Source organism: Alphaproteobacteria bacterium, from assembly GCA_017302575.1.
Taxonomy (GTDB): Bacteria; Pseudomonadota; Alphaproteobacteria; order Rickettsiales; family UBA3002; genus JAFLDD01.
On record JAFLDD010000001.1, the window covers coordinates 698,406 to 713,707 of the forward strand.

The window sequence follows — 15,302 nt, forward strand, 5'->3', positions numbered from 1 at the left end:
GTTTGCTTGCTCTTTCATCGCGCAGAATGCACGGAGGAGTACATTTACATATAGCATTTAATTAGGGGATTTCCAATAGAATAAGGAAAATTCTTAGGATTATAGATGGTTAGAGATTAGGCAGACGTACGCCCAACACCTTGGCCAAGCGCTCGGACTCACCATAATATGCGACACGGCGAATGAAGCGCGGCATGATACCGCTCCAACGGAAGTCACCCTGAAGCATGCCGTTTTTATCTTCGCCCTTATTCTGGAATACGAATAAGTCCTGCATGGTCACCACATCGCTTTCCATGCCCACCACTTCGGAAACATAGGTCACACGGCGGTGGCCATCGCGCTGGCGGCTGATTTGAACGACCAGGTGAATCGCCGAAGCAATTTGGCTGCGAATCGCCGCAGGCGGCAAGTTCAAGTTCGCCATATTCACCATGTTTTCGATACGCGACAGAGCATCACGCGGGTGGTTGGCGTGAATCGTGGTGAGCGAGCCTTCATGACCCGTATTCATCGCCTGCATCATATCGAAAGCTTCGGCCCCGCGCACCTCACCCACAATAATGCGGTCTGGGCGCATGCGTAGCGCATTTCTAACGAGGTCACGAATCGTTACCTCTTCCTCACGCGAGCGACCAAGCGTAACGGGCTTGGTTTCAAGACGCACGACATGTGGCTGGGCAAGGCGAAGCTCGGCTGCGTCCTCAATCGTGACGATACGCTCGTCCTCAAGAATATGTTGGGAAACGGCATTGAGCAGCGTGGTTTTACCCGAGCCCGTGCCACCTGCCATGATGATATTGAGGCGGCATTTGCCAGCAACTTTGAGGAATTCCGCAAGCTGCGGCGAGAGGTTTTGGTTCTGCACCATATCGTCCAGCGTGATGGTGTTCTTGCTGAACTTACGAATCGAGATCATCGTACCATCCACCGAAAGTGGCGGCGCAATGATGTTCACGCGCGAGCCGTCCGGCAAGCGCGCATCCACCAATGGGCGGCGCGGATGAATTTGGCGGCCGACGCGATTGACAATCGCTTCAGCAAGCTTGAATACCGTGGCATCGCTCGGAAAGGTAATATCGGATTTTTCGAGCTTCCCACGGCGCTCGACATAGACACCGCGATTGCCGTTGATAAGAATGTCATTGATGCGCTCATCATCTAGCAAGGGCTTGAGCGGCGCTAATTCTTCAATGGCACGCAATAGCTGCTCTTTATCGTGATGGGTAACGACTGGGGCTTCGGGCTCGTGGTCAATGCCTAGCACGCGGGTCAGCAGTTGAAGCTGCGTTTCCAACATCGCGATGCGCTGATCCACTATCTTATCGTCACCCGCCATTTTTCTGCCGCCTTCTCACCACTGATGAGGGAATATGCATGGCCTCACGATATTTCGTCACCGTTCTACGCGCAACGTCAATATTCCTATCCTTGAGTTTTGCGACAATATCTTCGTCCGATAGTATCTTTTTAGGCTCTTCGGCATCGACCAGCTCTTTAATGTAGTATTGCACGGTCTTACTCGAGAACTCATTGTCCCCCACCCCGCTATTAATAGCGGATGTGAAGAAATATTTCATTTCCAGCGTACCGCGCGGCGTGGCGATAAATTTGCTGGTTGTCACGCGGCTGATGGTTGATTCGTGCATCCCCACGGCCTCGGCAATATCTTTGAGCACGAGGGGTTTTAAGAAGCGAATGCCGTGAATCAGGAACATTTCCTGCTGTTTCACAATTTCTTTGGCTACCTTCAGGATGGTTTGGGCGCGCTGGTCGAGGGCTTTGATAAGCCAGTTAGCGTTCGCGAGTTGTTCGTTGAGGTATTTCTTAGCGTCTTTGTTTTTCTTGCTGTTCACTTCACCAGCATAGGTGCGGTTCACCAAAATACGCGGTAGCGCGTCGCTATTTAATTCTACTATCCAGCCCCCGCCTTTAGCACGACGTACTAATACGTCAGGGGTGACAACCTGCGATTCTTCCTTGACGAATCGGCTTGCAGGCTTGGGGTTGCAGCACCTTACGTCGGCAAGCAGTTGCGCGAAATCTTCATCGTCCACACCGCAGATTTTTTTGAGGGCAGCCAGCTCGCCCTTACCCATCAACTCGATATGATCGATGAATTTATCCATGACGGGGTCTAGGCGGTTCATATCACGCAATTGCAGCTTCAAGCATTCCGCAAGCGAGCGCGCGAATACACCGACTGGGTCAAGCTTTTGCAGCTTTGCAATCACCGCTTCGATTTGCTTGGCATGGGCGCCAAGCTGCTCCGCCAATGATTTCGTGTCTTCGCGTAAATAACCCGAATCATCCAGAACATCGACAAGTGCGATCGCCAGTACGCGTTCAATCGGGTCGATGATATCGATGGCGATTTGCTCCATCAAATGTTCACTTAGTGTTTTCTCGGATGACAACGTGCCCTCGATATTCGGCCCGTCTTCGTCATCAAAATTGCGGGCGGAGGCACCACCACCTTGCGCATGCGTATCGGCAGAATAGCGGCTGAAATCCGTGCGGTCCTCGTCATTCCAATCGCCCGCATATTCTTCATCATACAGCGATTCGTTGACCGAATAATCCTTATCGGAAACATCGAGCTCTTTGCGCTCATAATCTGTCTCGCCGTCGTCGGCGACAACGGCTGCCGCAGCCTCCTCGTCGGCGGGCGCTGCTTCGGGCGCTTCGTTTTCCTCGCGCGAGAGGAGCGGGTTTTTCTCCAACTCCGCATCAATAAATTCTTGAAGTTCCATCGCCGAAAGTTGCAGCAGCTTGATAGATTGCTGCAGTTGCTGGGTCATGACCAGCGATTGCGATTGGCGGAATTCTTGCTTTAATGAAACCATGCGAGCACGATAGCAAAATTCGTTCGCTATTTCCATGCAAGAAATAGACCAAGTGAAAATTTAGCGCTTGAATTTTATAATGAAAACTTCTCGCCCAAGTAAACGCGGCGCACTTCGTGGTTATTCACGATGTCGGATGGCGAGCCTTCCATCAGCACTGAACCATCATGAATAATGTAGGCACGGTCGATGATGTCGAGGGTTTCGCGTACGTTGTGGTCGGTGATAAGCACGCCGATGCCACGGTCTTTAAGGTGCGACACAATATCGCGCACTTCTGCAATGGCGATAGGGTCGATGCCCGCCAAAGGTTCGTCGAGCAGGACAAAGCTTGGTCGACCAGCCAGTGCGCGCGCAATCTCGGCACGGCGACGTTCACCACCCGAAAGTGCAATCGCTGGTGAATGGCGCAAATGGGTGATGGAGAATTCCGCCAATAATTCGTCGCACTGTGTATTGCGTCGCTCTGGGTTGGATTCACTTACTTCCAAAACCGCCATGATATTTTGCTCTACTGTCATGCCACGGAAGATGCTTGCCTCCTGAGGCAGATAACCAATACCCAAGCGGGCACGGCGATACATCGGCAGGCTGGTGATATCCACACCGTCCATGTAAATCGTACCGTAATCGGGCGTTACAAGGCCCGTAATCATGTAGAAACAGGTCGTCTTACCCGCACCGTTGGGGCCAAGAAGACCGACCGCCTCGCCGCGCTGCAATTCGAGTGACACGTTGCGCACGACTGGGCGCTTAGCGTATTGCTTGCCTAAGTTACGTACCGCAAGGCCAGAGGTTTTGTTGACAAGCTTTGGTGCATCAAAATCCTGATCGGTTGAAAATGGCGATGCAGGCGGTGCGATTGGCGCAGATGGCGTTGATATTGGCGTATTGGGTGTTTTACTACGATCGTTATTAGCGCTGGCCATTAAGCGCTTCATCCAATCATTCTCATCATCATCATAACTGCTCATGATTATTTTGCTCCCGACTGATTGGGCACGAATAACCCGCGCACACGGCCACCTGTTTGCCCCGAAGAACTATTCAGGATGCTGCGACCAGTCGCCATATTATAGGTGAGGCTTGTACCCTTGAGCACGTTCTTATCACGTGTGATCGTTACATTGCCCATCAGGTCCACTGTCTCGGTGTCCACATTGTAAATGGCTTGGTCGCCCTGCCCCGTTTCGGTCGGCGTTGTGAAAATGACGTTGCCATAGGCTTCCACGCGGTAAATACCTTTTGCACCACCCACTGATGGAGTTGGCTGCGTGCCCGAAGGCGTTTCGCGATAAAACACCACCATACGTTCGGCGCGCATATTGATATTACCCTGCGTCGCAATCACGTTGCCAACGAAGATTGCTTTTTGTTCGTTCTGCAAAACTTCAAGCGTATCGGAAACGACTTCCATAGGCTTTTTGGTATCTGCCTGCTGCGCATGGGCGCTTGCGGCAAGCATCACGATACATACTGCGCGAATCCAGTGCTTCATTTCGCTTTTACCAGTTCCATGGTCACGCGGCCTTGGCCGCCAAATTTAATGATGTTACCGTTATCCCTGATTTCAAAGCCCGTGGCAAGCAAGTTGCCCATCGGCCCTTGCCCACTCACTGCCATATCCCCAGCCGCTTGTGACGTATTCGTGTCCACCACCGCACGCTCCGTGACGACGCTGTAGCCACCATCATGGAACATCGTCACGTTGCCGAGCAAGTAGAGCAACTTGCTATCATCATGGAATTCAGCCCTGTCGGCCGTTAGCGAAAGCCATGATTCGTCGGTCATGAACATATCGGCCTGCACCTGCTCCAAATCGATGATGACAGGCGTGCGCTGAACACCCTGTAATGCCGTTACGGTATATTTTTGTCCTTTTTTATCGACACCTTGATAGCGTGGATTTTTCATCATGGGCGAGATGGCGCGCGAACCGTCTTTGTTTTCGGTCACCACGAAGGATACGCGCATGCCGCTTGTGTCACGCGTGAGCAGTGGCCAACCTATAAGGAAGGCGATCACCAGTACCGCGAAGATAGCAAGAAACCATTTACTGAATAGTACAAAGCGTGTGTAACGCGTCAGCCGCGCGAATAAATCTTCAACGCGTAGTGGCTGCGGGTCGTGCACCACGGCTACATCACCCCTGCACGCAAACAGTCATGGATATGAATAATCCCCACGGGCTTACCGTCTTCTAGCACGAACAGGCAGGTGATGGATTTATCATTCATGATGCCCAGCGCTTCTGCCGCGAGCATATTGCGCGTGATAGTGATTGGATTCTTAGTCATCACTTCAGTGGCTTTTGCGTTCATCAAATCTTTGTCGATATGGCGGCGTAAGTCGCCGTCGGTAATGATACCAATCATCTCGCCCTTATTATTCACCACCCCTGCGCAGCCAAAGCGCTTTGCTGTCATGGTTAGCAGGACATCTCGCATTTGCGCGTCGTCTTTGGTGGTGGGAAGTTCATCCGCTCCGTGCATTAAATCACCTACACGCACGAACGCTTTGCCGAGTTTGCCACCTGGGTGCAAGGCACCGAAATCATCACGCGAGAAACCTTTTTTGGTGAGCAACGCCATAGCGATTGCGTCGCCATATGCCAGCGTCATGGTGGTGCTGGTGGTTGGCGCGCCTGTTGGCGATGCTTCAGGAATTTCAGGTAGCACGATGCCAATATCAGCAGCCTCGGTTAGTGCAGAACCTTCGCGGCGTGCGATCCCAATGAGTGGGATGCCGTAACGGCGCGTATAGGCAATCATATCGCGAAGTTCTGAGGTTTCGCCAGAATTGGAAAGGCAGATCACCGCGTCGTCTTTGGTAATCATTCCCAAATCGCCGTGGCTTGCCTCGGATGGGTGCACGAAATAGGCAGGCGTGCCCGTTGAGGCCATCGTCGCTGCAATTTTGCGGGCGATATGCCCAGACTTTCCCATGCCGCTTACAATCACGCGGCCTTTGACTTTCGCCAGCAATTCGATGATAGCGATAAAGTCGTCGTCCAGCGAATCATAGATGGCTTCGATGCCCTCAATCTCCAAACGCAACACATCACGCGCGGCGTCGATGAACGGGTGGGACTTGCTGTGCGGCTTGGTATTCATGCGTTAGTTACTGCCGTGGCTAAAAATATCCTGCTCGGCCCAACCCTCTAAATCCAACAAGGCGCGGCTGGGCAGAAATGCAAAACACTCCTGAGCGAGCTTCGTGCGGCCTTCGCGCTCCAACATCACGTTCAGTTTTTCGCGCAGCTTGTGAAGATGCAATACGTCCGACGCTGCATATTCTTGCTGTTCAGGCGTGAGCACTTCAGCGCCCCAATCAGAGGATTGCTGCTGCTTCGATACTTCGGTGGTGAGCAACTCACGGCACAAGTCCTTGAAACCGTGGCGGTCCGTATAGGTGCGACAGAGGCGCGAGGCGATTTTCGTACAATAAACAGGAGCAGTCACCACGCCGAGATAGTGTTTGATGAGCGCGATGTCGAAACGACCAAAGTGGAAAATTTTCACACGCTTGGGGTCGGTCAGTAATGCGCAGAGATTGGGAGCGTTGAACTCGCCTGGCATGAACTGCACGAGGTGCGCGTCGCCATTGCCATCTGATAATTGCACCACGCAGAGGCGGTCGCGATGATTATTGAGGCCCATAGCCTCACAATCCACACCGATATCGCCGTTAAACGTTACGTCTTTGGGCAAATCGCCCCGATGTAAAAAGATGGTAATACGCTTCTCCTATGCTCTCCAAAATAGGGGCTAAACCTGCCATAACAAGGCAGGATTTACAAGTAGAAGCTTGAAAAACTTAGTTTTTTACAGGTATTTTGATGGCTTCAGAGAGATCTAACGCCTCGGCCGCGCGATTACGGCGGCTAAGTGCCAGCAATAATACGGCGCTATTGCCGATTACGCCAAGGCTTGCGCAGAATACGAAGTACGGGTCGTCTGTCTTGAAAATGGCATAAAGTAAGGTGATGGTGCTGCAGGCAGCAAACATGCCCCACGTGCTGATATTGATGGAAGCCGCACCCGTCTTATCGCGCCAGAGGGTGATGATTTGTGGAATAAAGGCAATCGCGAAGCCCATCCCAGCAGCGACATAGAGTGTGGTCAATATATCCATACTGCCAATCTACCATGCGCGGATTAAGAAAACGTAACCGTAGAGTTAAGGAAGAGTAAATAGCCTTAGGATTTTTGGCGGAACTGCGTGGTATCCAGTTCAAAATTTTCCCAAGCAGTGCGAAGCGCAGGGCTGGCCAATTTATCGAGCCTTTCTGGGGTTTGCATATGTGCTATACGTTTGGGGATAATCGTTTCAAAAATCTCGTCCGAAACGACCAATCCAGAATTGGGCTCTTTGCGAAGTTGCGCAAGACCATTATAAAGCGCTTGCAGCGCTTTTGGATCATCACGCCAACCCTCTGGCCCCTGCAATACAAATGCGCGACGATTTGCCACTTCTGGAATTAGCAACTGTACTTTATCCGCATCTTCTTGCGAGAAGCGCGCTTTCACAAACGCTTTACGCAATGCATCTTCGATCTTCTCTTGATAGTTTATAAATAACTCGTCTGAAGTGCCTGCTGCGGTGCCAACAACAATCGCGCCATCGGCGCGTGATTGCTCATCTGTGTATGAAATGCTCGACATAGCAGCCTTGCCATATAGCGGCGCCATGGCTTCGGATACGCGCCTTCTCACTTGTGCATCATCCAGTACGTAACCACGCTTTGGGGGGTGAATAGTGCCCAGCGCATCTTTGGGGTCATGTCCTGCTTTTTCTTTGGTGCCTTTGATAGTCCACTTACGGTCGGCCCATGTCGAATCAAACGGCATATGACCAGATATCATGTCGTTTTCATTGTTGAATGAAGCGCGTCTTACGCCACATTCTTTGTAGTATTTATCCATTTGCACTTCGAGTGCTGCGATGGACATACACGCGACATTACGCACGAGATCACGCACTTTTTCCTTATGTTCTGGCTCAGACAACGCATGGCCATTCATTTGAACGAGATATTCACCACCACTCTGCGCCATTAAATCGTGAATCAGATAACGCATTGCGTCACTTACTACGTTGCCGCCCTTACTATAACCAATGAGTTGGAAATGCTGTGCAATCAGCTCAGGACGGGCACGCAATTGTATAGGCTCTCCGATTTCTTTAAGTGGTCGCAGGTCGTTCATATCCACATCGTCTGGGTCTTGTGCCATGCAGCGAAGCATCAGCTTAGCGATGCGCTTAGCTCCATCGGAGGTATATTCAAAATTATCTTCTGGTAATTCGCCTGTATGCTTAATGCTCTGTAGCTCTTCTAGCCTGCGCAGCAACATGGCGCCATTTAAGAACGGGTTTTGCTCCGTATCACATGCCATCAGCACGAGTGTTTTGCTGGAATCAAGCGATCCGCCATCTCCCAAATGCGCGATGTCCAATTCCTGTTTTCCCTTACCAATACTGTCACGCGCCAATGCCTGCACGCCATGCGTAATATCGGTAATGTCGCTGTTCTTTTCTGCACGTGCATGACTAGACGTGAGAATAATGCGCGGGAAGAACGCCTGACCATTACCATTCGTCGCGCGCGGGAACATATCGTCGATCAATTTCATATCATCCACTGGCACGATTTCGCCGTCTGCATTCTCGGTAACAAAGTGATGATTCAGATCCGATTCAAAAATCTCACCTTGTCCAGGCAGCGTTCTGCCGACGATCTCCATCGCCTCAATCATGCCCTTGCTATGCGCAATGTCTTGAATCTGCGGATTGTTCATCAACTCATGCTTCATCCACGTTGCGACGGGTGGTGGTAAGAAACGGAAGTAGGCCAACATCGCTTCGCGACTCATCGCGTAGGCGCTATTCGCTGGCGAGTAATCCCAACTTTGGAACTGCCTATCGATCATCTTGCGGAACTGCATGAATTCTGGATAACGTTCATTCATCGCCGCCACTGATTCTCTTGTCCAATCGATATTCCAGAGCTCTCGGACTTCCTCGGCATTTTTCATCCACTGAAGCAGGAAGTGGGCGTTGGTATTGACGGCAATTTTTGTAGCTAATTCCCAATAGACCTCGGATGCTTCACGTACACTACGATTATAGGATTGTACTGCATCTGCGCCCGCGCGCATCATACTGGTAGCTAAGCGCGTTTGAGTAGAAAGCGCATCAATCCAGAAATTAGATATGGCACCCACCACACTTGCGTGCGTTGCTACAAATCTGCCGTTGGAATTGCTATTGTCGTTGCGAGACATGTCCTGCGTATTTTTTAGAATTAATTATTATTAATTTCACTGTGCGCCACGGCAGGAAAAACCGCAAAACTATTCGATGCTGCAACGCCGAAATAGCGTGAAACTTCACAGATTTGTCATAAATCTCGGCTGAGAAATTTTGGGCGAATACTCGCGCGTGAAACGCTTAGCTTTTTGGAAGTAAAATCACCACTTCGTCGGGCTGCATCATGCCCATCATGCGGCGCATTTGCTCGTCGAGCAAATCGAGATCCAGTGAATCATCGCGCATGTGGCGCACGCGCTGTTCCATCGCCACGCGCTTCATTTTCGTTTCCTGCAGTTGTGTTTGCAGCACTTCGTGTTCATGCGTTTCACGTATCAACGCAAACAGGCCGCGCTCACCATGCATCACGTGATAGGCGAGATAAAATACGGCGCAAACAATCAATAGCGGCCGCATGAGCCGCATTGGTGATAGTTTCTGTACTGCCGCACGCCTCATTAGACGTAAGCCCCTGTAATGTAATACACATATCGTTTATTATGAACGATTGTACAATTATTATTGCTGTCAAATACCTATAATTTATAACAGCTTAGGAGCGATTTTTATAGTGCTATGTGGTGGTTCACGAACTTTGTGGAACAAAATAGCCTTTCGTGATTATCCGCACGTATAGCATAAGCGAAAGGTAGCTTATTTTTCAATAAGCTACCTCGCGTGGCAGTTTTGTAACTAGGTGCAAAACATATTACCAGTGACCATGTCCGTGGCCATGCTTGCGATGCCCCCAACCATACCCATGATTACGGTAACCACGGTGGCGGTCCCAACGATCACCTGAGTTGTAGATGAAGCTGAAGGATGATGTGCGAGGATAGTACGGGCGCGAGTAGCTATTGTAATAGGTAACAGGCTGCACGTAACTCACGGGCTGCACATAGGTGACCGTGGGTGCAGCTTGAATGGTTGGCTGCTGTACGATTTGCCATGCGCCGTCGGGCTGCATGCAGGATGTGCCATACGCTTGCTGCAAACGCCCACCGACAAGAACATCTTTGGTGAACTCACGGCAATATTCAGCATGCGCAGGCATGGCGAATAATGCTGCCAATGATAATGGGATCAACGCGTGACGGGTCTTCATAAGTTTCTCCATACGTGACGACGCAGTTAATCTGCGTTCGGTAGTGATACGGAGTGGTTAGTTTAACCCCTGCGGGGGGTTGACGCATCGTGTCAGGCTAAAGCGGCTTTACCTGCATAGCGGCCTGTGGCGCTGAGTTCTTCAGCGATACGCAGCAGCTCATTATATTTCGCAGTACGGTCAGAGCGGCATGGCGCGCCCGTTTTGATCTGGCCGCAATTGGTTGCAACAGCGAGGTGCGCAATGGTTGCGTCCTCCGTTTCGCCAGAGCGGTGCGACATAATGGATTTATACCCCGCGCGATGTGCTAGCTCGACGGCGCGTAGCGTTTCCGTCAACGTGCCGATTTGGTTTACTTTTACCAACAGCGCATTCGCCAAACCATCTTCAATACCTTTGGCGAGAATGGTTGGGTTGGTAACGAACAAATCGTCACCCACTAATTGAATCTTCTTTGCGAGTGACTCGGTAGCGAGTTTCCAGCCTGCTTTATCATGCTCACCCATCGCGTCTTCAATGGAGACGATTGGGAATTTGCTAACGAGGTTTTCATAGTATTTTACCATGCCCGCCGCATCGAGCGATTTGCCTTCGCCCACCAACTCATACTTATCTTTTTTGTGGAATTCAGACGCCGCCGCATCAAGCGATAGCACGATATCGTCACCTGGCTTGTAGCCTGCTGACTCAATCGCCTTACAAATAAAACTCAACGCGTCTTCGGCGGATTTGAGGTTGGGGGCAAAGCCGCCTTCATCACCTACCCCTGTATTATGGCCTGCGTCTTTGAGTTGTTTTTTCAGTGCATGAAAAATCTCCGCGCCCCAACGAATCGCGTCCGCCATCGACTTTGCGCCAACGGGCATAATCATGAATTCTTGGATATCGATCGGGTTGTCCGCGTGCGCGCCACCATTGATGATGTTCATCATCGGCACGGGCAGAATCGTCGCCTGCGCGCCGCCCACATAACGATAAAGCGAAAGACCCGAAGATTGTGCAGCCGCTTTGGCAACCGCCAGTGACACGCCCAACGTTGCATTCGCACCAAGGCGGCCTTTATTGCCTGAACCATCAAGCGTTACCAAGGTTTCGTCTATATGTACTTGCTCGGTGGCATCAAAGCCCATGAGCGCGTCTGCAATCTCGCCATTCACGTTATCAACGGCTTTTTGTACGCCTTTGCCCAAATAGCGCTTCTTGTTACCATCGCGCAGTTCAATCGCTTCATGCTCGCCTGTTGATGCGCCCGATGGTACCGCCGCGCGGCCAAATGCACCGCACTCAAGCAACACATCCACCTCTACGGTTGGGTTGCCACGGCTGTCGATAATTTCGCGTGCACGAATGGATTGAATAGCGGTCATAGGTAGCTCTTGGTAAGTGAATCATAGGCTTTCAGTTGTTCGAGAAGCGTTGGCATGTCTGCGAGCTTCACCATGTTCGGACCATCGCTTGGTGCGTTGTCGGGGTCTTGGTGCGTTTCCATGAACACACCCGCAACGCCCACCGCCACCGAGGCACGTGCGATGGTGGGAACCATCGTACGGTCACCACCGCTTGCAGTACCCTGCCCGCCTGGTTGCTGCACACTATGAGTCGCGTCGATAATCACGGGATAACCCGTCTGCGCCATGATGGGCAGCGCACGCATGTCATTCACCAGCGTATTGTAACCAAACGACACACCACGCTCGGTGAGCAAGATATTCTTATTGCCAGAGTCCGCCACTTTCGCCGCGACATTCTTCATGTCCCACGGCGCGAGGAATTGTCCTTTTTTCACATTCACCACGCGACCAGTATTTGCGGCAGCAATCAGCAAGTCCGTCTGGCGACAGAGAAATGCAGGGATTTGCAAAATATCCACCACGGGAGCGACAGCCTCGCAATGCGCGATCTCGTGCACGTCGGTTAGAACAGGAATGCCAAACGTCTTTTTGATTTCTTCAAATACGGCCAGCGATTTATCCAACCCCATGCCGCGCACGCCTTTCAAGCTGGTGCGATTCGCTTTGTCGTAGCTAGTTTTATAGACGAATGGAATGCCAAGCTTTTTGGTGAGCTCCACCAGTTTACCCGACATATCGAGCGCGTGGTCGCGTGATTCCATTTGGCAGGGGCCAGCAATCAGCACGAACGGCAAGTCGTTACCGAAGGTGACGTTGCCTGCTTTGACGTGGTGCGTCATGCTGCCTTCTTTTTCACAAGTTTGGGTTTGCCCACTTTGCCTTTATTCTCTTTTGCCGCTTTTACGAACGCTGCAAAGATAGGGTGAGCATCGAATGGGCGCGATTTGAATTCGGGGTGGAATTGCACCGCGATAAAGAATGGATGATTTTTGAGTTCCAGAATTTCTGGCAATTTACCATCTGGCGAAAGGCCGCTAAACACCGCGCCATGCTTTGCTAAATCGGCAGCATAATGCATGTTCACTTCATAGCGATGACGATGACGTTCAGTAATTTTGGTCGTTCCATATACCTTCGCCGCGAGTGACTTCGCTTGAATCACGCATGGGTAAGAACCCAGACGCATCGTACCGCCAAGGTCGGAATCTTTGCTACGCTTCTCGGTTTTGCCTGCGTGCTTCCACTCTTTCATGAGGCCAACAAGCGGGCCGCGCTTGTCTTTGCTGGCGGGCGAATTAAATTCGCTGGAAGTTGCGTCTTTGATGCCAAGGAGGTTGCGCGCAATCTCGATGGTGGCGATTTGCATACCGTAGCAAATACCAAAATAGGGAATCTTGCGTTCACGCGCATATTTCACCGCAGCGATTTTGCCTTTCACGCCGTCTTCGCCAAAGCCACCTGGGACTAAGATAGCGTCAACGTCTTTGAGTTTCTTATCTGCATCCGCAGATTCGAATACGCGCGAATTAATCCACTGCACATTAACGCGCACATTATGCTCTATACCTGCGTGATCCAGTGCTTCTGTCAGCGATTTGTAGGTATCGCCAATCGAGGTGTATTTACCAACGAGCGCTACATTCACTTCGCCCGCAGGCTGCTTGTAGCGCTTGACGATCTTATCCCACGCCGCAAGTGAAAGTTCTTTCTTCGGCTTCACACCGAAATGGCTCATCACCTGTCTGTCGAGACCTTCACAATGCAAGTTATGCGGCACTTGATAAATCGTTTCCGCATCGAGCGCGCTGATAACGTTCTCGACTTTCACATTACAAAACAGCGCCAGTTTGCGCTTCTCGCTGAGCGGAATTTCACGATCCGCACGGCAGAGGAGAATGTCAGGCTGAATACCAATCGAGCGCAACTCCTTCACGGAGTGCTGCGTTGGCTTGGTTTTTAATTCTTTAGCAGCAGCGATGTATGGCACTAACGTCACGTGCATAAACAATACGCGGTTGCGGCCAAGCTCGTAGCCTAATTGGCGAATCGCCTCGAAGAATGGAAGCCCCTCAATGTCACCTACGGTGCCGCCAATTTCGCAAAGGATGAAATCTTCACCATCCGTATTGCCTTTGACGAAGTCTTTGATGAGGTCGGTAACGTGCGGAATAACCTGCACGGTTCCGCCGAGATACTCACCTTTGCGCTCTTTGGCGAGCAGCTTCGAATAAATCTGGCCGGTGGTGATATTGTCAGACTTCTTGGCGTTCACATTAGTGAAGCGCTCATAGTGCCCTAAGTCCAAGTCGGTTTCCGCACCGTCTTCGGTTACGAAGACTTCCCCGTGCTGGGTTGGGTTCATCGTGCCTGGGTCAACGTTCAGATACGGGTCAAGCTTGCGCAGGCGCACCTTAAAGCCACGACCTTGTAAGAGCGCTGCGAGCGACGCGGCTGAAAGCCCCTTCCCTAAGGAAGAAACTACACCGCCTGTAATAAATATGTACTTCGTAGGCATTATTCTGCTTTCGGCACTTCTGGTGTTTTCTCTTCTTTTTTCACGTCATCAGCCGCTTTCGGTGCTGACTTTTTGGTCTCTTTCTTCACCTCGTCAATCGCGAGCGGTACGGATGGTTCACCCGACTCTTGCTCTTTAATCGTGTCGACCAGTGACTCGGGGCCACTGCGTGCTGCAAGAATTCCCAACACCAAGCTATTGATGATAAAAATCGCCGCGAGGATGGAGGTTAAGCGCGTCATGAAGTTGGCTTTGCCGCGACCTGAAAACACGTTCGCGCCAGAGCCTGAGCCGAGACCGAACCCGTCCGTATCGCTACGCTGGATGAGAATCACCACAATCAGTGCCGCACACACTAATACCTGAACCACTAACAAAACTGTTTCCATCTATAATCCTTTCGCTTCCGCCGTCGCCCGCAACATAGTCACAAACGCGTCCGCCTCAAGGCTGGCACCACCGATTAATGCCCCATCGACTGCCTTGAGCGCGAGAATTTCGCGGATATTGGTTGGTTTTACCGAGCCTCCATACAAGACGTGCGGGGCGCTGTCACGCGCTGTTTTAGCAAGCTGTGCATGAATGAAGCCGTGGGCTTCTTCAATCTGATTTAGCGTTGGAGTTTTACCCGTTCCAATCGCCCAAATAGGCTCATAAGCAATGACTAACCCATCGGCCAATGGCAGAAGTGTCGAAAGTTGGCGTTCCAGAACCTTCACAGTCAGGCCTTCCTCGCGCTCACGCTCGCTTTCGCCAATACAGATAATAGGCACTAAGCCAACCTGCAGTGCTGCCACCGCCTTGGTGGCAATCATGGATTCATGCTCCTCAAAATGCTGGCGGCGCTCGGAGTGCCCCAGAATTACGTATTCACAGCCGATATCACGCAGCATGCTAGCACTGACTTCGCCTGTATAAGCCCCCTCCTGGGTGGTGGCGCAATCCTGTGCACCAAGCTTCAGTGGGCCTTTGGGCGGAATGTGCAAATACGGGTAAGGTGGGCAGAAAACCGCCTCGATCTGGCTGGGGATGTGTGGGCTAACCTGCTGCGCAAACTGCGCAACACGCAGCTTATTGCCGTGCATTTTCCAGTTAGCTACGAGGAGTGGTGTTTTCGTCATGGAAAACCTATGCCGCACTTTACATTTAATTTCAACAGCCTTACACCACACACT

16 protein-coding genes are annotated in these 15,302 nt (G+C 51.3%); all 16 read right to left on the reverse strand.

Annotated elements, in window-relative coordinates; all coding sequences use genetic code 11:
* Positions 1 to 109: 109 nt before the first annotated feature.
* The 16 genes from J0M34_03640 to J0M34_03715 all read right to left on the reverse strand — a co-directional run bounded on the left by J0M34_03640 (position 110) and on the right by J0M34_03715 (position 15,248).
* Positions 110 to 1,339, reverse strand: a complete 1,230-nt coding sequence (locus J0M34_03640) for a CpaF family protein (GenBank protein MBN8543338.1) — start codon at positions 1,337 to 1,339, stop codon at positions 110 to 112.
* Positions 1,329 to 2,846, reverse strand: a complete 1,518-nt coding sequence (gene rpoN / locus J0M34_03645) for an RNA polymerase factor sigma-54 (GenBank protein MBN8543339.1) — start codon at positions 2,844 to 2,846, stop codon at positions 1,329 to 1,331. Before rpoN ends, J0M34_03640 begins: the two co-directional genes overlap by 11 nt.
* A 74-nt stretch (positions 2,847 to 2,920) precedes the next feature.
* A complete protein-coding gene (gene lptB / locus J0M34_03650) occupies positions 2,921 to 3,775 on the reverse strand; it encodes an LPS export ABC transporter ATP-binding protein (protein MBN8543340.1) in 855 nt (284 codons plus the stop codon).
* Between the two features lie 47 nt (positions 3,776 to 3,822).
* Positions 3,823 to 4,344: a lipopolysaccharide transport periplasmic protein LptA gene (gene lptA / locus J0M34_03655; protein MBN8543341.1), complete on the reverse strand. Its 522-nt coding sequence runs from the start codon at positions 4,342 to 4,344 to the stop codon at positions 3,823 to 3,825.
* Positions 4,341 to 4,982, reverse strand: coding sequence for an LPS export ABC transporter periplasmic protein LptC (gene lptC, locus J0M34_03660; protein MBN8543342.1), 642 nt, complete (start codon positions 4,980 to 4,982; stop codon positions 4,341 to 4,343). The genes lptA and lptC overlap by 4 nt, the downstream gene beginning before the upstream one ends.
* A gap of 2 nt (positions 4,983 to 4,984) precedes the next feature.
* Positions 4,985 to 5,959, reverse strand: coding sequence for a KpsF/GutQ family sugar-phosphate isomerase (locus J0M34_03665; protein ID MBN8543343.1), 975 nt, complete (start codon positions 5,957 to 5,959; stop codon positions 4,985 to 4,987).
* 3 nt (positions 5,960 to 5,962) lie between these two features.
* Positions 5,963 to 6,583 (reverse strand): ribonuclease D, encoded by a 621-nt coding sequence (locus J0M34_03670; protein MBN8543344.1) that lies wholly within the window; start codon positions 6,581 to 6,583, stop codon positions 5,963 to 5,965.
* A gap of 79 nt (positions 6,584 to 6,662) precedes the next feature.
* Positions 6,663 to 6,980, reverse strand: coding sequence for a hypothetical protein (locus J0M34_03675; GenBank protein MBN8543345.1), 318 nt, complete (start codon positions 6,978 to 6,980; stop codon positions 6,663 to 6,665).
* 65 nt (positions 6,981 to 7,045) lie between these two features.
* Complete coding sequence (locus J0M34_03680; GenBank protein ID MBN8543346.1) at positions 7,046 to 9,130, reverse strand: hypothetical protein; 2,085 nt, start codon at positions 9,128 to 9,130, stop codon at positions 7,046 to 7,048.
* Positions 9,131 to 9,296: 166 nt separating this feature from the next.
* Entirely contained in the window at positions 9,297 to 9,572 is a 276-nt protein-coding gene (locus J0M34_03685; protein ID MBN8543347.1) for a septum formation initiator family protein, read from the reverse strand.
* A 292-nt stretch (positions 9,573 to 9,864) separates the two neighbouring features.
* Positions 9,865 to 10,260 (reverse strand): hypothetical protein, encoded by a 396-nt coding sequence (locus J0M34_03690; GenBank protein ID MBN8543348.1) that lies wholly within the window; start codon positions 10,258 to 10,260, stop codon positions 9,865 to 9,867.
* A 92-nt stretch (positions 10,261 to 10,352) separates the two neighbouring features.
* Positions 10,353 to 11,627: a phosphopyruvate hydratase gene (eno, locus tag J0M34_03695; protein ID MBN8543349.1), complete on the reverse strand. Its 1,275-nt coding sequence runs from the start codon at positions 11,625 to 11,627 to the stop codon at positions 10,353 to 10,355.
* Positions 11,624 to 12,451 (reverse strand): 3-deoxy-8-phosphooctulonate synthase, encoded by an 828-nt coding sequence (gene kdsA, locus J0M34_03700; protein ID MBN8543350.1) that lies wholly within the window; start codon positions 12,449 to 12,451, stop codon positions 11,624 to 11,626. The genes eno and kdsA overlap by 4 nt, the downstream gene beginning before the upstream one ends.
* Entirely contained in the window at positions 12,448 to 14,127 is a 1,680-nt protein-coding gene (locus tag J0M34_03705) for a CTP synthase (protein MBN8543351.1), read from the reverse strand. Before J0M34_03705 ends, kdsA begins: the two co-directional genes overlap by 4 nt.
* A complete protein-coding gene (secG, locus tag J0M34_03710; GenBank protein ID MBN8543352.1) occupies positions 14,127 to 14,516 on the reverse strand; it encodes a preprotein translocase subunit SecG in 390 nt (129 codons plus the stop codon). Before secG ends, J0M34_03705 begins: the two co-directional genes overlap by 1 nt.
* Positions 14,517 to 15,248: a triose-phosphate isomerase gene (locus tag J0M34_03715; GenBank protein MBN8543353.1), complete on the reverse strand. Its 732-nt coding sequence runs from the start codon at positions 15,246 to 15,248 to the stop codon at positions 14,517 to 14,519. It abuts the gene before it with no gap.
* Between the last annotated feature and the right edge of the window lie 54 nt (positions 15,249 to 15,302).